We start from the raw sequence: 19,321 nt of genomic DNA on the forward strand, positions 1-19,321 counted from the left end.
GGGTTGTTTCGGGTCTCACGACACAGGCCGTGAGACCCGAAAAACACGTTGTTCTTATCTTACGCCATTTCGGCGCTCGATGTGACGGACGTAACGACCGTCATGTTTTTGTTACAGGCTTTTTGTTACTTGCCCGGGACGATCAGGGTCGCGGCACCCGCACGGGCGGCCTCGAAACGCGCCGAGACATCCGCCCAGTTCACGATGTCCCAGAACGCCTTCACGTAGTCGGCCTTCACGTTCACGTAGTCCAGGTAGAACGCGTGCTCCCACATGTCCAGCATCAGCAACGGCGTCGTCGCCACCGGCACGTTGCCCTGCTGGTCGTAGAGCTGCTCGATGACCAGCTGCGAGCCCAGCCCCTCGAAGCCCAGCAACGCCCAACCCGAGCCCTGCAGGCTCATCGCCGCGGCCGTGAAGTGCGCACGGAACGCGTCGAAGGACCCGAACGCGTCGTCGATCGCCGCGGCCAGCTCGCCCTCGGGCTTGTCCCCGCCCTCCGGGGACAGGTTGTTCCAGAAGATCGAGTGGTTCGTGTGCCCGCCCAGGTGGAACGCCAGGTCCTTGGACAGCTTCGGGATGTTCCCGAACTCGCCCTTCCCGCGCGCCTCGGCCAGCTGCTCCAGCGCCGCGTTCGCGCCGGCCACGTACGCGGCATGGTGCTTGCTGTGGTGCAGCTCCATGATCCGCGCCGAAATGCTCGGCTCCAGGGCCGCGTAGTCGTACTGCAGCTCAGGCAAGGTGTAAATAGCCAAAATGACTCCTCATTCTCTGTGCACCCGGGACAACTGGATGCAATTCATCGTGGTTACTGCATCTCCGCACTGAAGCGGAAAATCTCGCTGCCGGTCAGTTTTCCAGCATGTCTAGGGGAACGCTCGCCTCCGTGCCGGGTATTCCCAACTCGGAGGCGCGTTTGTCGGCCATGGCCAAAAGCCGGCGGATGCGCCCGGCGATTGCGTCCTTGGTCATCACGGGATCGGCCATGCGGCCGAGCTCGTCGAGGCTCGCCTGCTTGTGCGCCACGCGCAGCGCGCCGGCGTACTTGAGGTGCTCCGGAACCTCGTCGCCGAGGATCTCCAGGGCGCGCTCCACGCGGGCCCCCGCGGCAACCGCGGCCTGGGCCGAGCGGCGCAGGTTCGCGTCGTCGAAGTTGGCCAGGCGGTTGGCGGTGGCGCGCACCTCCTTGCGCATGCGGCGTTCCTCCCAGACCATCAACGCATCGTGCGCACCCATCCGGGTGAGCAGCTGGGCAATTGCCTCGCCGTCGCGGATGACCACGCGGTCCACCCCGCGCACCTCGCGGGCCTTGGCCACCAGTCCGAGGCGGCGCGCGGCGCCGACCAGCGCAAGCGCTGATTCCGGGCCCGGGCAGGTGATTTCCAGTGCCGAGGAACGGCCGGGTTCGGTGAGCGAACCGTGGGAGAGGAAGGCACCACGCCAGACGGCCTCGGCGTCGGCCGTCGAGCCGTTGACAATGACCGAGGGCAGCCCGCGCACGGGACGGCCGCGGGCGTCGAGCAGGCCGGTCTGGCGTGCCAGGGCCTCCCCGTCACGGACCACGCGCACCACGTAGCGGTTGCCGCGGCGCAGGCCGCCGCCGGAAACCACGAGGATTTCCGAGGTGTGGCCGTAGACTTCGGCGATGGCCGCGCGCAGGCGGCGGGCCGTCGAGGCAAGGTCGACCTCGGCCTCGATGACAATGCGTCCGGAGATGATGTGAAGTCCACCGCAGAAACGCAACATGGTGGAAACTTCGGCCTTGCGCTCGGATGATTTCCGAACATCAAGACGGGACAGCTCGTCCTTGACGGAAGCCGTCAGTGCCATGGATTGTTTCCTAACTGCTGGGCTCGTCTGTATTGAACGTCGTGAAAACGTCGTGGTACGCGGCGGCAAGTCTCAAGGGGTCGTGGACTGCTCGTCCGGCACCAACCCCTACTTTACCGAAAAAGGTGCGGGCACCTAGCCGGGCCGCCGCACGGGTGAAACTCTCATGATCCGCCACCGTCGACGGATCCGCCAAAACGGCGTCGAGTCGGAGGTCGGGCGCGTAGCGCGAAATGACCTCCAAATGCGCCGCGGCGTCCATACCCGCGGTCTCCGCCGTGTCCGTGGCCAGGTTCATGGTCAGCAGGCGCCGGGCCGGGGTCGATTCAAGTGCCCGGCACATTTCCGGCAACAGCAAATGCGGCAGCACCGAGGTGTACCAGGAGCCAGGCCCGAGCACGACCCAGTCGGCTAGTTCGATCGCCTCCAGCGCCTCGGTGCAGGCCGGGGCGTCGGCAGGCTCAAGCCTGACATTCGAGACGAGCCCCTCCCCGCCCGCCGTCGCAAGCTTCGCCTGGCCCACCACGTGGCGGCGCACCAGCCCCTGCGGCCCGGTGTCCTCGAGCACGTCCCCGGCGATGGTCAGCGGCACGGTGCTCATGGGCAGCACCTGCCCGCGGGCGCCAAGCAGCGCCCCGGCCCAGCGCAGGCCGGCCACCGGGTCCTTGAGCAGCTCCCAGAGTGCGACGATCAGCAGGTTGCCCACCGCATGCTGGTCGAGCGACGCCGCCGAACCCGGGGCGGAGGTGAACCGGTGCTGCATGACGTCGCGCCAAGTCCGTCCCCAGTCCGTGTCGTCGCACAGCGCGGCCAGGGCCATGCGCAGATCCCCCGGCGGCAGTACGCCGAGTTCCTCGCGCAGCCTCCCGGAGGACCCCCCGTCGTCGGCGACCGTGACAATGGCCGTCAGGTCCGTGGTCAGCCGGCGCAGCGCGGAAAGCGAGGCCGAAAGCCCGTGCCCGCCGCCGAGCGCGACGACGCGGACCAGCTGGTTGTCCTCGGCCGAGCGGGCGGGGGGCTGGATCGGGATGGGTCCGGTGAAGAACGCCATGGCTGTCTACTCGCGGCCCAGGTCGCGGTGCGTGACGTTGACGCGGACACCGGGAAGCTGGGCCAGGCGCCGGCCGACTTCCTCGGCCGTGGCCACCGAACGGTGCTTGCCGCCGGTGCAGCCGATCGCAATGGTCGCGTAGTGCTTGTTTTCGCGGCGGTAGCCCTCGAAGACAGGTTCCAGCGCGGCGATGTAGTGCCCGATGAATTCCCCGGCACCCTTGGCGTTGAGCACGTAGTCGGAAACCTGCTTGTCCTTGCCCGTGTGCGGGCGCAGCTCCGGCACCCAGTGCGGATTGGGGATGAAGCGGACGTCGGCGACGTAGTTGGCGTCCGTGGGAACCCCGTACTTGAAACCGAAGCTCATCACGTTCAGGCGCAGCACGATCGGGCCCGATTCGGTGAAGAGTTCGGTGATGGCGCGGGCCAGGTCGTGCACCGAGAGCTCGGTGGTGTCAAGCACGATCTCGGCCGCTTCCTTCAGTTCGCGCAGCACCTCGCGTTCCTTGGCGATGCCGTCGACGATGCGCCCGTCCGCCTGCAGCGGGTGTGGGCGGCGGCCCTGCTCGAAGCGGCGGACCAGGAGTTCGTCGGCCGCCTCGAGGAACAGCACGCGGTAGGTGATGCCGGCGGCGCTGAGCGAGTGCAGCGCCTCGCGCAGCTGCGGGAAGAGCGACTTGGACCGCACGTCCATGACTACGGCAAGCTTGGGGATGGATCCGCCCGAATGGGCAACGAGCTCCGTCAGGGTGCCCAGCAATGCCGGCGGCAGGTTCTCCACCACGTACCATCCGTGGTCTTCCAGCGCATGGGCGGCAGTGGTCCGTCCGGCACCGGACATGCCGGTGATGACTAGTAATTCGGTCTCTGCTGGTTTCACGGGGGAAAGCTCGGTGGTCATGTTCCTAGCCTAGTCGCCATTGCAGGGCCGATGGTTAGTCCAACACCTCTCCGGTTGTCATATTAACCGCAGGGGTCTCGGCGCCCGAGCCGGCCAGCGCCTCGTGGATCGTCGCGGCAAGCACCGGCCCCACGCCGGGGACCTCCGTCAGTTCCTCCACGGACGCCGCGCGCATCTTCTTCACCGAGCCGAAGTGCTTGCGCAGCGCATCGCGCTTGGCCGGGCCCAGGCCCGGGATCTCATCCAGCACGGAGGCCATCATCGAGACCGAGCGCTTCTTGCGGTGGAAGGTGATGGCAAAGCGGTGCGCCTCATCGCGGATGCGCTGGACCAGGTACAGGGCGTGCGAGGCGCGCGGCAGGATGACCGGGAACTCGTCGTCCGGAAGCCAGAGCTCCTCCAGCCGCTTGGCCAGGCCCACCACGTAGATGTCGTCGATGCCCAGGTCGCCCAGGGCACGGGTGGCGGCGGCGACCTGTGGCGGGCCGCCGTCGACGATCACCAGCGAGGGCGGGTAGGCGAAGCGCCGGGCCGGGGCCTTGGCCGCGGCGTCGGAGATGTCGAGTTCCCCGGAGACCATCGGCACCATGTTCGCCGATTCCTCCAGGTAGTTCCTGAAGCGGCGGGAGATCACGTCGTACATGGAGGCGGTGTCATCGCGCGCGGCATCCCCGGTGATGGAGAACTTGCGGTAGTCGCTCTTCTTGGGCAGCCCGTCCTCGACGACCACCATGGAGGCCACCACGTTGGTGCCCTGCACGTGGGAGACGTCGTAGCATTCGATCCGCAGCAGCGGGCTGGGCAGGCCCAGGGCGTCCTGGAGCTCCTGCAGCGAGGCGGAGCGGGTGCTCAGGTCCCCGGCGCGGCGCGACTTGTGCAGGCGCAGCGCCTGTTCGGCGTTCTCGCGTACGGTTTCGGCCAGCGTCGCTTTGTCCCCGCGCTGGGCCACGCGCAGCGAGACGGCGGAGCCGCGGCGCTCGTGCAGCCAGTCGGAGACCTCCTGCGCGTTCTCGGGCAGCACCGGGACCAGCACCTCGCGCGGGATCCGGTCGTCGCCGTCGGCCTCCCCGTAGACCTGGGTCAGCAGGTGTTCAATGAACTCGGCCGGGGTGGAGTCCTCGACCTTTTCAACAACCCAGCCGCGCTGTCCGCGGATGCGCCCGTTGCGCACGTGGAAGACCTGGACGGCCGCCTCGAGCTCGTCCTCGTGCACGGCGAAGATGTCCGCCTCGGTGTTTTCGGCCAGCACCACGGCATTGCGCTCGAAGACGCGGCGCAGCGCGGCGATGTCGTCGCGGTAGCGGGCCGCCTGCTCGTACTCGAGCCGGGAGACGGCGTCGGCCATCTTGCCCTCGAGTTCCCTGATGAAGCGGGTGCCCTCCCCGCCCATGAACTGGCAGAGCTCGGCGGCGAGCTTCTTGTGGTCCTCGGCGCTGATGCGGCCCACGCAGGGGGCCGCGCACTTGTCGATGTAGCCCAGCAGGCAGGGCCGGCCGGAGGATTCGGCGCGCTTGAAGACGCCCGTGGAGCAGCTGCGCACCGGGAAGACGCGCAGCAGCGTGTCGAGGGTTTCGCGGATCGCCTTGGCCGGGTAGAACGGCCCGAAGTACTTGGTGTCCTTGCGCTTGTCCCCGCGCATCACCTGCGCGCGCGGGTACTTCTCCCCCATGGTGACGGCCAGGTAAGGGTAGGACTTGTCGTCGCGGAAGACGATGTTGAAGCGCGGGTTGTACTCCTTGATCCAGGTGTACTCCAGCTGCAGCGCCTCCAGCTCGGAGCCCACCACCGTCCATTCGACCGACGCCGCGGTGTGCACCATCGCGTGGGTCTTGGGCGTCAGCCCCGCCGGGTTGGCGAAGTAGGAGTTCAGCCTCGAGCGCAGCACCTTGGCCTTGCCGACGTAGATGACCCGCCCGACCTCGTCGCGGAAGCGGTAGACCCCCGGGTTCAGCGGGATGTCCCCGGTCTGGGGTCTGTAGCTTTTCGGGTCTGCCACGTCGGTGCGCTCCGGGATTTACTCGGCGGTGGGTGTCTGGTTGTAGGCGTCGACCCGCTCCTGGCCCGTCAGCTCGGCGATGGCGTCGACGATCTCGTCGGTGGCCTTGCGGCGCTGTGGCAGCGGGTGCTTGCGGCCCAGATGCTCGAATTGCAGCGGCTTGCCGAACGCGAGGGTGAAGTGGTGCGGCTTGACGGTGTTCTTTCCGGCTGGCTGCAGGTTCTCCGTGCCGATCAGGCCGACGGGGACCACCGGAGCTCCGGTGGTCAGCGCCAGCCAGCCCACGCCGGTGCGGCCGCGGTAGAGCTTGCCGTCACGCGAACGGGTACCCTCCGGGTAGATGCCGATGCCGCCGCCGGCCTCCAGGATGTCGACGAGCGATTCCAGGGCGGCCACGGAGGCCGCCTGCTCGCCGCGCTGCACGGGGATGGAGCCGACCGACTCGAAGAAGGTCTTCATGGCCTTGCCCTTGAGCCCGGGGGTGGTGAAGTACTCCGCCTTGGCAAAGAATGCCACGTCGCGCGGGGTCAGCGCCTGGATAATGATCGAGTCCAGGAAGGAGAGGTGGTTGGAGGCGATGATGACAGGCCCGGTGCGCGGGACGTTTTCCAGCCCGGTGACGGTGGGGCGGCACAGGCCGTTCAGCAGGCCGCGGATCGAAGAGCGGGTCATGGTGTACAGGCTCATTTATGCACGCGCTCCTTCGTTGTCGTTGGTTGTCAGTTGTGTGCGGATTGTTTCCTCGGCCGCGTTGCCCAGCAGCAATCCGGCAAGTTCGGCGGGGTCCGTGGCGTGGGCCCCGGCCCCGGCGGCCTCGAGCTCGCCCGGAGGGGCAAAACCCCACCCGGCGCCGATCGAGGCCATGTTGTGGTCGTTTGCGGCCTCGATGTCGTAGCGGCGGTCCCCCACCATGATGCACTGTTCGGGCTCAAGCCCGTGGGCGTCGAGCACCGCCGCGACGATGTGCCGCTTGGAGGCCGAATGCCCGTTCGCCTCGTCGTCGTTGCCGTAAATGCCATCGATTGCGTCGGTCAATCCCTGGATCTCCAGCAGTTGCCGGGCGATCTTCGTGGGCTTGGCGGTTGCGACATACAGGTCCATGCCCGCCGCGCGCAGGGCCGCAAGCACTTCGCGGATCCCGGGGTACGGGCGCGAGTCCGCCATGCCGGTGGCAGCATATTCCGTACGGTACACGGTAATCAGTTCGTCGATCATGTGCGGTTCGACGCCGTCGATCTCCGCCAGGCCCAGGACCAGCGGCGGCCCGATCAGGGTGCGGAGTTTTTCTTCACCCGGATCGGGAATGTCCGCCTGCTTCAACGCGTGGCGGATTCCCGAGGTGATAGCCCCGGCCGGATCCACAAGGGTTCCATCGAGGTCAAGCAGAACGGCGGAGGGAGCAATCATCACTGTCGTATTCTCGCATGAACTGGGTCTATCCGCCGTACACGCATGCCGCACTCGGCATACATGCACGGCGGGAGGGCTTAGCCAAGCAGCGGTGCCAGGAACTTTCCGGTGTAGCTTTCGGCCACGGCGGCGACCTGTTCCGGGGTGCCGGTGGCGATGATCTCGCCGCCGCCGGAACCGCCCTCGGGGCCCAAATCGATGACCCAGTCTGCGCTCTTGATGACATCGAGGTTGTGCTCGATCGTGATCACCGTGTTGCCCTTCTCCACCAGCCCCTGGAGCACCAGCAGCAACTTGCGGATGTCCTCGAAGTGCAGGCCCGTCGTCGGCTCGTCGAGCACGTAGATCGAGCGTCCGTTGGAACGCTTCTGCAGTTCCGCGGCGAGCTTGACGCGCTGCGCCTCGCCGCCGGAGAGCGTCGTGGAAGCCTGCCCCAGCCGGACATAGCCGAGCCCGACGTCCACCAGCGTGCTCAGGTGGCGGGCGATCGGGGTGAATGCGGCGAAGAATTCGGCACCCTCCTCGATCGGCATGTTCAGCACGTCGGCAATGGTCTTGCCCTTGTAGTGCACCTCGAGCGTTTCCCGGTTGTAGCGCGCCCCGTGGCAAACCTCACAGGGAACATACACGTCGGGCAGGAAGTTCATTTCGATCTTCAGGGTTCCGTCGCCCGAGCAGGATTCGCAGCGCCCGCCCTTGACGTTGAAGGAGAAGCGGCCCGGCAGGTAGCCGCGCACCTTCGCCTCGGTGGTCTCGGCGAACAGCTTGCGGATGTGGTCGAATACGCCGGTGTAGGTCGCCGGGTTGGACCGCGGGGTGCGGCCGATCGGCGACTGGTCCACGTGGATGACCTTGTCCAGGTGCTCGAGCCCCTCGACGCGGGTGTGCCTGCCCGGCACCTGCTTGGCGCCGTTGAGCTTGTTGGCCAGCACCTTGTAGAGCACGTCGTTGACCAGCGTGGACTTGCCGGAGCCGGAAACGCCCGTGACGGCGGTCAGCACACCGAGCGGGAAGCGCGCGGTGAGGTCCTCAAGGTTGTTTTCCCGCGCGCCCACGACGGTGACCTGGCGCTTCTTGTCGATCTTGCGGCGATTGGCCGGAACCTCGATCTTTTTGCGCCCGGAAAGGTAGTCGCCGGTGATCGACTTGGTGTTCGCCTTCAGGTCCTTCAGGGAACCCGAGTGCACCACCTCGCCGCCGTGTTCGCCGGCCCCTGGACCGATGTCCACGATCCAGTCGGCCTCGGCGATGGTGTCTTCGTCGTGTTCGACCACGATCAGGGTGTTGCCCAGCGAGCGCAGGCGGGTCAGGGTTTCAATGAGCCGGCGGTTGTCGCGCTGGTGCAGGCCGATGGACGGTTCGTCGAGTACGTAAAGCACGCCGACAAGGCCGGAGCCGATCTGCGTGGCCAGGCGGATGCGCTGGGCCTCGCCGCCGGACAGGGTTCCCGCCGCGCGTTCGAGGTTCAGGTATTCCAGGCCGACGTCAAGCAGGAAGCGCAGGCGTGCCTGGATTTCCTTGAGCACCTGGGAGGCGATCTGGGCCTCGCGGCCGGTGAGCACCAGGTTTTCGAGGAACTCGGAGCATTCGCGCATCGGCATCGCCGACACCGCGGCAATCGACTTGTCGTTGATCAACACGGACAGCGAGGCCGAATTCAGGCGTGCACCGTTGCACTCTGGGCACGGAATCTGCCGCATGTACTCCTCGTACCGGTCGCGCGCGTGCTCCGATTCGGTTTCCATGTGCTTGCGGTGGATATACTGCACCACGCCCTCGAAGCCCGTGGAGTACTTGCGCTCGCGCCCGAAGCGGTTCTTGTACTGCACCACGACCTTGTGGTCCTTGCCGTGCATGATGGCGGTGCGGGCCACGGCCGGCAACTTGTTCCACGGGGTCTCAAGCGTGAAGTCCAGTTCGGCCCCGAGGCCTTCGAGCAGCCGGTTCCAGTACTCGGTGGTTGCTGCACCCAGCGACCAGGGCGCAATGGCCCCCTGCCCCAGCGGCATCTGCACGTCGGGAATGATCAGGTCTTCGTCGACCTCCAACCGCGTGCCGATGCCGCTGCAGGCAGGGCAGGCGCCGAACGGGTTGTTGAAGGAGAAGGACCGGGGTTCGATCTCGTCGATGGCCAGCGGGTGTTCGTTCGGGCACGCAAGGTTTTCGGAGAAGGCGCGGATCCGGCCCTCGTCTTCCGGGTCGAGATCCACGAAGTCGATCAGCACGCGCCCCTCGGAGAGTCCGAGCGCGGTTTCGATGGAGTCGGTCAGGCGTTGGCGGACCGAATCGTTGATGGCTAGGCGGTCGACGACCACCTCGATGGTGTGCTTGAACTGCTTGCCAAGTTTCGGCGGTTCGCTGAGCTGAATTGTCTCGCCGTCGACACGTGCACGCGAATAGCCCTTGGAACTCAGTTCCTTGAAAAGGTCGACAAACTCGCCCTTGCGCCCGCGGACCACCGGTGCAAGAACCTGGAACCGGGTCTTCGGTTCGAGCTCCAGCAGCTGGTCGACGATTTGCTGTGGCGTCTGCTTGGTGACGGCCTCGCCGCACTCCGGGCAGTACGGCCGTCCCACACGTGCCCAGAGCAGGCGCATGTAGTCGTAGATTTCGGTAATGGTTCCCACCGTCGAGCGGGGGTTCTTGGAGGTCGATTTTTGGTCGATCGACACCGCCGGGGAAAGCCCCTCGATGAAGTCCACATCAGGCTTGTCCACCTGCCCCAGGAACTGCCGGGCATAGGCGGAAAGCGATTCGACGTAGCGTCGCTGTCCTTCGGCGAAGATCGTGTCGAAGGCCAAGGAGGACTTTCCGGATCCGGAAAGGCCGGTGAAGACGATCATTGCGTCTCTCGGCAAATCAAGGTCGACGTTGCGCAGATTATGCTCGCGCGCGCCCTTGACCACCAGCCGGGTCAGATCGTGCGGACGAAGGGTTTCAAGGGAGCGGGAAGTAGCCACCCAAACATGCTAATCGAAAACTACTTCGAATTGCTCGTCGATGTGAGCAATACGACCAGCCTTTGTTAAACCTGCGAGCTAAAGGCCGCCCTGACGTACCCGATTGCCGCTTTTTCGCTGATTCCCCAACGCGTGGCAACCGCCGCCAATTCGGAAGCAGCATCGGCCACGGCAATGGATCCTTCGTCGTCCGCGGCCTGGACGATGGTGCCGTGTCGCCCGCGGGTTACCACCGCACCGCTGGCTTCCAGCTCCTTGTAGACCTTGGCGGCGGTGTTCACCGCGAGTCCCAGTTGTTCGGCGAGCGCCCGCACCGAAGGAAGCTTGGTTCCCGCCTTGAGCTTGCCCTTGGCGATTGCGACAAGGATCTGCTGACGCACCTGCAGATAGGGGGCCATCTTGTCAGCGCTGTCCACGTTGATGAATGCCAGCGGATTGCTATCCATGGATTTGGTCCTTTGATGGGGATTGTCGATCTGCTTCTCAGACTATCCCGCTCGAATGCAGTTGCGTCGTAAGGTGTTGGCATGAGCGAAATTTTCCATGACTTGAATGACGTGACAGTTCGAGGCATTAGCGTCTCTGAGATGGCCAACAACGTTTACCTCGTGACGTCCAAAGCCGACGGTGCGCAATTGCTGATCGATGCCGCCGACGATGCAAAAGCCATCACGGGACTGATCCAATCCGCTTCATCCGACGCGGAAGTTCCGACGTCACTGGCGGGCATTGCCACGACACACCAGCACTGGGACCACATCCGTGCGCTGCAGGAGATGGTTGACTCCACGGGGGTCAAGACCTATGCCGGCGCGGAAGACGCCGCAGGGATCTTGGAGGGTTCGTCGGTAAAGATAGACGCGCCCCTTGGCCATGGGGACAAGGTCTTCGTCGGTTCGACGGTTCTCGAATGCGTTCACCTGCGGGGCCACACTCCCGGATCGATTGCATTCGTACTTCGGGATAGCGGCGGAACAGTCCTGATCTTCAGCGGGGATTCCCTGTTCCCTGGCGGTGTAGGCAATACCGGGAATGATTCACAACGGTTTACGTCGTTGTTGGACGATGTCACCGAACGTCTTTTTGGACATTACCCGGATGAGTCGATAGTCCTGACCGGCCATGGAGACTCCACGACATTGGGCAGGGAACGCCCTCATCTCGAGGAATGGCGAAGCCGGGGCTGGTAGAAGTCAGGAACTAGCAACTATCCAGGGGCGGGGGCAACGCCGGGCTTTCGGGGGTCCCGGGCAAGGGCGGTGCCGTGGAGAGGAATACCTGGCCGCTGGGCGTGGTGATCTCTATGGTGTGGCGTGGACCAGAAACCACGCGTTCACGCCACCCTTCGGTCTCCTTGGTGTAGTTGCACCAGGCACAACGCCCGTCGCCGTTCACGGCGGAAGTTCTCCCGCCCATCGCAACTTGTTGAACATGGTCGTAATGCCGAATAGGGGCGTCGCAATATGGCGTCCTGCAGAACTGGTCCCTGACTGCGATCATTCGTTTAAGTTGCTTGGGCAGTATCCGCTTGGAAGACTCCATGGCGACAAGTTCGCCACTACTCGGCGCAGTAAACAGGCGTCGAATCCAGACCTGGGCCTTGGATCCTTTCGGAGAAAGATTCGAGTCGCCCGTGACGAGGTATCGGGCGTAGCCAGCCGGAATGGTTCCATAGCCGCTAAGGTATGCGGGCTCGCTGTCCCCTTGCATCAGGGTGCGGTCAGTCATCACCAGATTGACCAACAATGGCGTTCCATTGGCAGGCGACTGGCCCGTGACACGCTCAACGAGAGTGTCGACTTTGACTTGCATGTTGGTTCGGCGGTCTTCCTGCGGACGCTTCTTGGCTGCAGCAGCCGCCAAGGCCTCATTAAAGGCCACGCCCTGTTCCATGGGAAGGCTCCCACTGATCCTCATGAAACCTCCGGGAACCACTCTCACCGAAATGAACCGTTTCCGGAGTGCTTCTGAACTCTTGTTCATTTCGACCGTGTTGTCGAACGCCAGAGTGAGTCGTTTCACGCGTGCTGTGAGCTCTCGTGTACCCACACCCTTAAGACTTCCGGGCCTGCCCGCAAGTTCTCGGTCGATAATCTCTTGGACCATGGGATCAAGTTCGCAGGTTTCCCGGACAATGACCATTGAACGATTTTCTTTGATCTTGCCGCGCCTCAATGCTGCGAACGTATGCGGCATGTGCTCAAGCATGGATCGGGAGTAGGCCAGGAATTGAGGCCCAAAGCACTGCGATTCGCCCCGCGCCAACGCTACTTCAGCGCCCGTGCCGCGATTGGGATTGGCCTGGTATTTGCCTTCGGCCTCATGGCGAGAAATCACGGCCTCTTCCGCGGCTTTGGCTTCGACCGACTGGGTCGCCGAGGCTGAAGACTTGAGTTCTTCCAGGGCGGCAATGCGCGCAAACCCTGCCGCTTCATCAACAGCCGGTGGGAAATATCCCAAAGCCTCTGTGACCGACTCAATAAATTCCAAGGCTTCGTCACGCTGTAGTGCGCCGCAATTTCGAATAGTAACGGGGCTCTCGGGGGCATGGCCGATAGGCCTGTGCCCAAGGATCGTTTCCCCGGCCTGCTCAACTGGCAGCGATTCCGGGTTCGATGATTCATCCTCGAAGTCTTCGAACATATTTACTATTGTACGCCTCTTGGGAGGCATTGTGAAGAGCTCGCTTCACTCTCACTGATGCAAAACTACTAGTCAACAAGGTTAAATGGAATCCACCGTTCGTTCACGAGGTATTGACGGTTGCCCCCCCCCCCCCCGGAGGGGGATTCGAAAACTACTTGAACGACATGCCTTGCGATTCACAGGCCTGCTTGAACGCTTCCAGATCGGTAATCACGAGCTTTCCTGCCGAGTCCGTGGCAACCGCGTTGCGGATGGAATCCGTTGAGGACACGGCGCCATGCTCCGCCGCCTTGCCCATATTTGTACGTCCCACATTGCCGCTATCCGCGTAGCCGCTTCCAAAATGGATACACGCCGTATTGCCCTGGAGGTCACGCTGGCGAAACTCATCCGCGGAAGGTTCCGAGCAGCCTGATAGCGTCAATCCAAGGATGGCCAGGACTGGGAGGAGTCGTCTCATGCCCCCACCCTATGAGCTTTACGGGAGTTGAACCGAATTCAGCGTTTGCGGCCAACCATGAAAATTCGACGGAACGGGAACATGGTCAGAAGGACGCCGCCGGTACCTTCGAACGACGGGTATGCCTGCGCGACAAGCCTCGCATAGTCTGCTTCAAACTCGGCCGCCTCCACGGCATCCAACTTGGCAAGGATGGGACGCAATGCCGTGCCGCGCACCCACTCGAGCACCGGGTTCTCGCCCGTCAGGACCTGCCCATACGTGGTTTCCCAGACATCGGCCTCAAATCCCGCCGCAAGCAGGATCTTCAGGTAGCCCTCCGGCTCCCCCACCGCGTTTTTGTGCCGCAACACACCAGCCAGCCGCGGAGCCCAACGCTCCGAGTCGGCAAGCTCGAACTCCAGGCCGGGGGCACGCTGTGTGGAACGGGCCTTCTGGACCATTTCGTGCGAGGAATCCAAACCAACAACACGGGCCTCTGGCCATCGCTCGGCCAGCGACCGTGTCAGCGGGCCCGGGCCACACCCCAGATCGACCACGAGGCGCGGCGCCTCGGCGGCAACGCGTGCAGTCAGATCAAAAAACGGCCGGTCACGATGGTCGGCGAACTGCACATACTTTTCCGGGTCCCATTTCATCCTCACAGACTAGATCCAGCGAAGCGGCCCGCTCCAGCCCCACCGAAAGAAACTGCAACATAGACGATAGGCTTGAAACATCATGAATCTTACCGAGTTGCTGCCGAACACTCCCCCGCGTGGAGCCACCGCCGAATCCGTCTACGAAGCCTTCATCAAATGGGTGGAGGACCGCGGTATCGGGCTGTACCCGGCACAAGATGAAGCCGTCATGGAAATCGTGGCCGGCAACAACGTCATCCTGGCAACGCCCACCGGCTCGGGCAAGTCGCTGGTGGCCGTCGCGGCGCACTTCTATGCGCTAGCCCGCGGGGAACGCAGCTACTACACCGCACCCATCAAGGCGCTGGTCTCCGAGAAGTTCTTCGACCTGTGCAAGATCTTCGGTGCGGAAAACGTCGGCATGGTCACCGGTGATTCCTCGGTCAACCAGGATGCGCCGATCATTTGCTGCACCGCGGAGATCCTGGCCAACATCGCCTTGCGCGAAGGCAAGAGCGCCGACCTCGGCCCGGTTGTCATGGACGAATTCCACTTCTACGCCGACCCGCAGCGCGGCTGGGCGTGGCAGGTGCCGCTGCTGGAACTGCCGCAGGCACAATTCCTGCTGATGTCGGCGACCCTCGGCGATGTCAGCCGCTTCGAAGACGAACTCACGCTGCGCACCGGACGCGAAACCACCACCGTGGCGCACGCCGAACGGCCGATCCCCCTGCACTACTACTACTCGCAGGACCCTGTGCAGGAAGCCATCGAGGAACTGCTGAAGACCCGGCAGGTACCGATCTACGTCGTGCACTTCAGCCAGCTCGAGGCCATCGACCGTGCCAGCAGCCTGATGAGCATCAACGTCTGCACCCGTGAGGAAAAGGACAGGATTTCCGAGCTGATCGCCGGGTTCCGCTTCGCCGCGGGATTCGGCAAGACGCTGAACCGGCTGGTGCGCCACGGCATCGGTGTACACCACGCGGGCATGTTGCCCAAGTACCGCCGTCTGGTCGAACAGCTGGCCCAGGCCGGCTTGCTCAAGGTCATCTGCGGCACCGACACCTTGGGCGTGGGCATCAACGTGCCCATCCGCACCGTGTTGATCACCGCGCTGTCCAAGTACGACGGCATCCGCACCCGACTGCTGAACTCCCGCGAATTCCACCAGATCGCCGGCCGTGCCGGACGCGCCGGCTTCGACACCGCCGGAACCGTGGTGGTCCAGGCCCCCGAGCACGCCATCGAAAACAAGAAGGCCATGGAGAAGGCGTTGGCCAAGTTCGGCGACGACTCCAAGAAGATCCGCCAGGTCGTCAAGAAGAAGCCGCCGCAGGGCTTCGTGACCTGGGGCGAGAAGACCTACGAGCGCATCATCGTCTCCACCCCGGAACCGCTGAGCTCCTCGTTCGTGGTCACCCACTCGATGCTGCTGAACCTGCTGGACCGCAAGGGCGACTCGTTCGCGGCGGCCCGCCGCCTGCTCACCGAGAACCACGAGTCTCCGGCCAAGCAGCGCGCCCTGCAGCGCAAGGCCCTGGGCATCCTGCGCGAACTATTGGCCACCGGCGTCGTCGAACGCCTGGATGTGCCCGACGAATACGGCAACAAGCTCGCGCTGACCGTGCACCTGCAGCAGAACTTCGCACTGAACCAGCCGCTGTCCCCGTTCGCGCTGGCGGCCCTGGAGCTCTTCGACGAGGAAAGCGCCGGGTACGCGCTGGATGTCGTCTCGGTCATCGAGGCCACGCTGGAAAAGCCGCGCCAGGTGCTCTCCGCCCAGGAGAAGAAGGCCCGTGGCGAGGCGATCGCCGCGATGAAGGCAGAGGGCATGGAGTACGACGCCCGCATGGCGGCCCTGGAAGAGGTCAGCTACCCGCAGCCGCTGGCGCAGGTGCTCGGTGACGCGTTCGAGCAGTACCGCGCCGGCGCCCCCTGGCTCGGCGACTTCGAGGTCGCCCCGAAGTCCGTGGTCCGCGACATGTATGAGCGCGCCATGAGCTTCAGCGAATACGTGCAGTTCTACTCGCTGGCCCGCTCCGAGGGCGTGCTGCTGCGCTACCTGACCGACGCCTACAAGGCGCTGCGCCAGACCGTCCCGCAGGATGCGCTGCGCGAGGACCTCGAGGACCTCATCGAATGGCTCGGCGAAATGATCCGCCAGATCGACTCCTCGCTGCTGGACGAATGGGAAGAGCTGGCCAACGGCGTGCTGCACGAGCCCGACGCGGAGATCATCCCGCCGGCACCGGAGCGCCTGACCTCCAACGAGCGCGCCTTCCGCGTCATGGTCCGCAACGACATGTTCAAGCGCGTGAAGCTCTTCGCCGACGAACAGGACGGCGCACTGGGCGATTTGGACGGGCACAACGGATTCGACTCCGATGCCTGGGCCGACGCCATGGACGCGTACTTCGAGGAGCACGAGGACATCGACGACGGCCCCGGCGGCCGCGGCCCGAACCTGTTGATCATCACCCCGGGCGCCCAAGCCTGGAAGGTGCGCCAGATCTTCGCCGACCCGGCGAACAACCACGACTGGGGCATCGAGGCGACGGTGAACCTCGCCGATTCCGACGAGGCCGGCATGCCGGTCATCACTGTCACCAGTGTGGGGCGTTTGGACTAGTTGCTGATACGCCAACAGCCCCGGCACTTCGACTCCGCGAGGAGTGAAGCGCCGGGGCTGCTTGCATTGGGTGGCCTACAATCCCAGGAACTTGCTCAGCGGCTGGATCTGGCCCTTGAGCACCAGCAGGATCGGCACCACCATGCCCACCAGCGCGTAGGCGGAGACGGGCACGCAAAGCAGCCACTCGCGGCCCGACCCCGCCTTGCCGAGCAGCGGGATGGCAATGCGGCCGCTGGGCTTCCAGATGTCCTTGAGCAGGGGAACCCGGCGCAGAGCCTTCGGGGACTTGATCTTGATGGGCCAGATCAGGTTGCACCCGCCGACCGTGAGCATGTCGCCCAGGATGTGCACGGCGCAGCCGACGGCCACGGCAATCACTAGCCAGTTCTGCTCATCCGGGGAAAAGACCGCCACGAAAATGCCCGCGGGGATGGACAGCAGCCACGGCAGCCTGGCCATGGTGTCCGGGATGAACTTCAGCGCCTTGAGCGCGAAGGACACCAGCAGTACCGCGAGCAAGCCTGCGCCCGGGTAGATGATCCCGAACCGTTCGGTGTCCATGGTCCAGAGGCCCAGCACCCAGGCCAGTGCCGTGAAGACGCCGATGCCCAGCAGCGAGTGCGTGCCGTTGCGGTGCCCGCCGGACACCTCTCCGATGCCGGCGCAAATGGCGTTCGAGACCGGCGGAAGCGAGTGTGCGATGGTCGCGCGGCGATGGTCGGCATCGGGCAGCAGGGCCGCCCCGGCGCACACCATGGCACCGGCGACGCCGGCGATGGGGGTTTGTTCCAGCAGGCCGAAGCCCAGCGGGATGGCATCGGGCATCCACGAGATCATCTCGGGGAGGTTGCCGGTGGGGAGCTTGAAGCTCGTGGTCAACGCGATCCAGGCAGCTGCGCCGGTGGCCGCGTGGTGGCCGCCCATCATATGGGGGTCCCCCTCTAACTTGTTCTAGCATTCGATCGCCCCCACCTTATGACGCGGCACCCACGCGTTGGCTTCACCGCGCGCAATCCGCCCCGGTAGGCTTGGTCACATGCCTAACCTCCGACCCGCGCAACCGGCCGACGTCCCCGCAATACTCCAACTCATCCACGAATTAGCAGTGTTTGAGCGGGAACCCGACGCCGTAAAAAACACCGAGGATGAACTCGCCGCGCACCTTTTTGACGCGAACCCGCAGGTCTACGCGCACGTGGTCGAGGTGGACGGCGAGGTGCTCGCCTTCGCCCTGTGGTACCTGACCTACTCCACCTGGGAGGGCACGCACGGCATCCACCTGGAGGACCTCTACGTTCGCGAATCCGCACGCGGCGGCGGACACGGCACGGCGCTGCTGCGCGAACTCGCGGCAATCGCCGTGCAGCGGGGCTACAAGCGCGTGGAGTGGAGCGTGCTTGACTGGAACGCCCCGGCCATCGGCTTCTACGACTCGCTCGGCGCCGGTTCCATGGACGGCTGGACCGTGCGCCGGCTCGAGGGCGCCGCCCTGGCCGATCTGGGGGCCGGCGCATGAACACCTTCCGCGGCATGAATGCCACCGAGCACTACTTCCGGGTCCCGTTGGACCATGCGAAACCCGCGGGCGAAACGATCACGGTGTTCGCCCGCGAGATCGTTTCCACCGAGCACGGGGACCCCTCGGCACTGCCGTGGCTGCTTTTCCTGCAGGGCGGCCCGGGCGGCAAGGCCCCGCGCCCCGGCTCGCTGTCCGGCTGGATGGCAGAGGCAGCCAAGACCTTCCGCATCCTGCTGCTTGACCAGCGCGGCACCGGCTTGAGCACCCCTGCCAACCGGCAGACCCTGCCGCTGCGCGGGGACGCAGCAGCGCAGGCGGCCTACCTGACCCACTTCCGCGCCGACTCGATCGTGCGCGACGCCGAGGCCATCCGCGAGGCCCTGGGGATCGAAAAATGGAGCACGTTCGGGCAGAGCTACGGCGGCTTCTGCACGCTGACCTACCTGTCGATCGCCCCGCAGGCGCTGGAGCGCTGCCTGGTCACCGGCGGGCTCGCCTCGCTCACCGCGGACGCGGCAACCGTCTACCGGGCCACCTACGCCCGCATGGCCGCGCGCAACGAGGAGTACTTCTCCTGGTACCCGCAGGACCGCCAGACGCTGGCCCGCATCGCGAACCACCTCGGGCGCACCGAGGAACACCTTCCCAACGGGCGTCCGCTGACCGTGGCCATGGTGCAGATGCTCGGCCAGTTCCTCGGCGGCAACGCCCGCGTGCACCTGCTGCACCACGTCTTCGAGGGTGCCTTCGTGCCGACCCCCGGCGGGGAGCGGCTCTCGGACAGCTTCCTGGCCGAAATCCAGAACCAGGCCGACCGGACCGGCAACCCGCTCTACGCGCTGATGCACGAATCTATCTACGGGCAGGGCTCCGCGACCGGCTGGGCGGCCGAGTCCGTGCTGGAGGAATTCCCCGCCTTCTCCCCCGCAGCCCAGATTCCGCTGCTCACCGGCGAAATGGTGTACCGCTGGTACTTCGAGTCGGACCCGGTGCTGCGCCCGCTGGAGGAAACCGCCCGCATCCTCTCCGAGCACGAGGACTGGGCGCCGCTCTACGACGCGGAGGCGCTGGCCCGCAACACGGTCCCCGTGGCCGCGGCCGTGTACACCGACGACGTCTACGTCGATCGGGACCTGTCGATGGAAACAGCGAACGCGGTCGCCGGGCTCAAGGTCTGGGAAACCGCCGACTTCCACCACGACGGAATCAGCGACGAGGGTGCGATGATTTTCGCAAAGCTGCTGGAAATGACCGAGCTGCTGGAATTGACCGCCACACCGGGGTAGATTTCGCT

The 19,321-nt window shown here is 64.9% G+C and carries 17 protein-coding genes; 4 read left to right on the forward strand and 13 right to left on the reverse strand.

The features are described from left to right. Positions 1-125 precede the first annotated feature (125 nt). From JOF47_RS09665 to JOF47_RS09705, 9 genes are all read right to left on the reverse strand, one after another. Positions 126-755, reverse strand: coding sequence for a superoxide dismutase (locus tag JOF47_RS09665; protein WP_209997326.1), 630 nt, complete (start codon positions 753-755; stop codon positions 126-128). Between the two features lie 94 nt (positions 756-849). Continuing rightward, the gene (gene whiA / locus JOF47_RS09670; protein WP_209997368.1) at positions 850-1,830 is read right to left on the reverse strand and encodes a DNA-binding protein WhiA; all 981 of its coding nucleotides are present in this window, start codon (positions 1,828-1,830) and stop codon (positions 850-852) included. A gap of 10 nt (positions 1,831-1,840) precedes the next feature. Beyond that, positions 1,841-2,881, reverse strand: coding sequence for a gluconeogenesis factor YvcK family protein (locus JOF47_RS09675; protein ID WP_209997370.1), 1,041 nt, complete (start codon positions 2,879-2,881; stop codon positions 1,841-1,843). A 6-nt stretch (positions 2,882-2,887) separates the two neighbouring features. Further along, a complete protein-coding gene (gene rapZ / locus JOF47_RS09680) occupies positions 2,888-3,781 on the reverse strand; it encodes an RNase adapter RapZ (RefSeq protein ID WP_209997372.1) in 894 nt (297 codons plus the stop codon). Between the two features lie 34 nt (positions 3,782-3,815). After that, a complete protein-coding gene (gene uvrC / locus JOF47_RS09685) occupies positions 3,816-5,777 on the reverse strand; it encodes an excinuclease ABC subunit UvrC (protein WP_209997374.1) in 1,962 nt (653 codons plus the stop codon). A gap of 18 nt (positions 5,778-5,795) precedes the next feature. Beyond that, positions 5,796-6,464 carry a lysophospholipid acyltransferase family protein gene (locus tag JOF47_RS09690; protein ID WP_209997378.1) on the reverse strand — a complete coding sequence of 223 codons (669 nt, stop codon included), beginning with the start codon at positions 6,462-6,464 and terminating at the stop codon, positions 5,796-5,798. Beyond that, a complete protein-coding gene (locus JOF47_RS09695; RefSeq protein WP_210001547.1) occupies positions 6,465-7,184 on the reverse strand; it encodes an HAD hydrolase-like protein in 720 nt (239 codons plus the stop codon). It lies immediately after the preceding gene. Between the two features lie 80 nt (positions 7,185-7,264). Next, on the reverse strand, positions 7,265-10,147 hold the full coding sequence (gene uvrA / locus JOF47_RS09700; protein WP_209997379.1) for an excinuclease ABC subunit UvrA: 2,883 nt from the start codon (positions 10,145-10,147) through the stop codon (positions 7,265-7,267). 65 nt (positions 10,148-10,212) lie between these two features. Continuing rightward, positions 10,213-10,593: a GntR family transcriptional regulator gene (locus JOF47_RS09705; protein ID WP_209997380.1), complete on the reverse strand. Its 381-nt coding sequence runs from the start codon at positions 10,591-10,593 to the stop codon at positions 10,213-10,215. A gap of 81 nt (positions 10,594-10,674) precedes the next feature. Here JOF47_RS09705 and JOF47_RS09710 point away from each other — a divergent pair, with 81 nt between their 5' ends. After that, the gene (locus tag JOF47_RS09710) at positions 10,675-11,337 is read left to right on the forward strand and encodes an MBL fold metallo-hydrolase (protein ID WP_209997381.1); all 663 of its coding nucleotides are present in this window, start codon (positions 10,675-10,677) and stop codon (positions 11,335-11,337) included. Between the two features lie 10 nt (positions 11,338-11,347). Here JOF47_RS09710 and JOF47_RS09715 read toward each other — a convergent pair whose 3' ends face one another. The 3 genes from JOF47_RS09715 to JOF47_RS09725 form a co-directional block, all read right to left on the reverse strand. After that, entirely contained in the window at positions 11,348-12,790 is a 1,443-nt protein-coding gene (locus tag JOF47_RS09715; RefSeq protein ID WP_209997382.1) for an HNH endonuclease, read from the reverse strand. Positions 12,791-12,944: 154 nt separating this feature from the next. Next, positions 12,945-13,253 carry a hypothetical protein gene (locus JOF47_RS09720; RefSeq protein ID WP_209997383.1) on the reverse strand — a complete coding sequence of 103 codons (309 nt, stop codon included), beginning with the start codon at positions 13,251-13,253 and terminating at the stop codon, positions 12,945-12,947. A gap of 38 nt (positions 13,254-13,291) precedes the next feature. Next, complete coding sequence (locus JOF47_RS09725) at positions 13,292-13,891, reverse strand: methyltransferase domain-containing protein (protein ID WP_209997384.1); 600 nt, start codon at positions 13,889-13,891, stop codon at positions 13,292-13,294. An 82-nt stretch (positions 13,892-13,973) separates the two neighbouring features. Between JOF47_RS09725 and JOF47_RS09730 the strand changes: the two genes are divergently transcribed. Further along, complete coding sequence (locus JOF47_RS09730; protein ID WP_209997385.1) at positions 13,974-16,505, forward strand: DEAD/DEAH box helicase; 2,532 nt, start codon at positions 13,974-13,976, stop codon at positions 16,503-16,505. A gap of 75 nt (positions 16,506-16,580) precedes the next feature. On the opposite strand, the gene JOF47_RS09735 is transcribed toward JOF47_RS09730, so the two are convergent. Next, the gene (locus tag JOF47_RS09735) at positions 16,581-17,435 is read right to left on the reverse strand and encodes a metal-dependent hydrolase (RefSeq protein WP_209997386.1); all 855 of its coding nucleotides are present in this window, start codon (positions 17,433-17,435) and stop codon (positions 16,581-16,583) included. A 109-nt stretch (positions 17,436-17,544) separates the two neighbouring features. Here JOF47_RS09735 and JOF47_RS09740 point away from each other — a divergent pair, with 109 nt between their 5' ends. Next, positions 17,545-18,024, forward strand: a complete 480-nt coding sequence (locus JOF47_RS09740) for a GNAT family N-acetyltransferase (RefSeq protein WP_209997387.1) — start codon at positions 17,545-17,547, stop codon at positions 18,022-18,024. Then, complete coding sequence (locus JOF47_RS09745) at positions 18,021-19,313, forward strand: alpha/beta fold hydrolase (protein ID WP_209997388.1); 1,293 nt, start codon at positions 18,021-18,023, stop codon at positions 19,311-19,313. The genes JOF47_RS09740 and JOF47_RS09745 overlap by 4 nt, the downstream gene beginning before the upstream one ends. Positions 19,314-19,321 lie beyond the last annotated feature (8 nt).

The sequence above is a fragment of the Paeniglutamicibacter kerguelensis genome, assembly GCF_017876535.1.
Taxonomy (GTDB): domain Bacteria; phylum Actinomycetota; class Actinomycetes; order Actinomycetales; family Micrococcaceae; genus Paeniglutamicibacter; species Paeniglutamicibacter kerguelensis.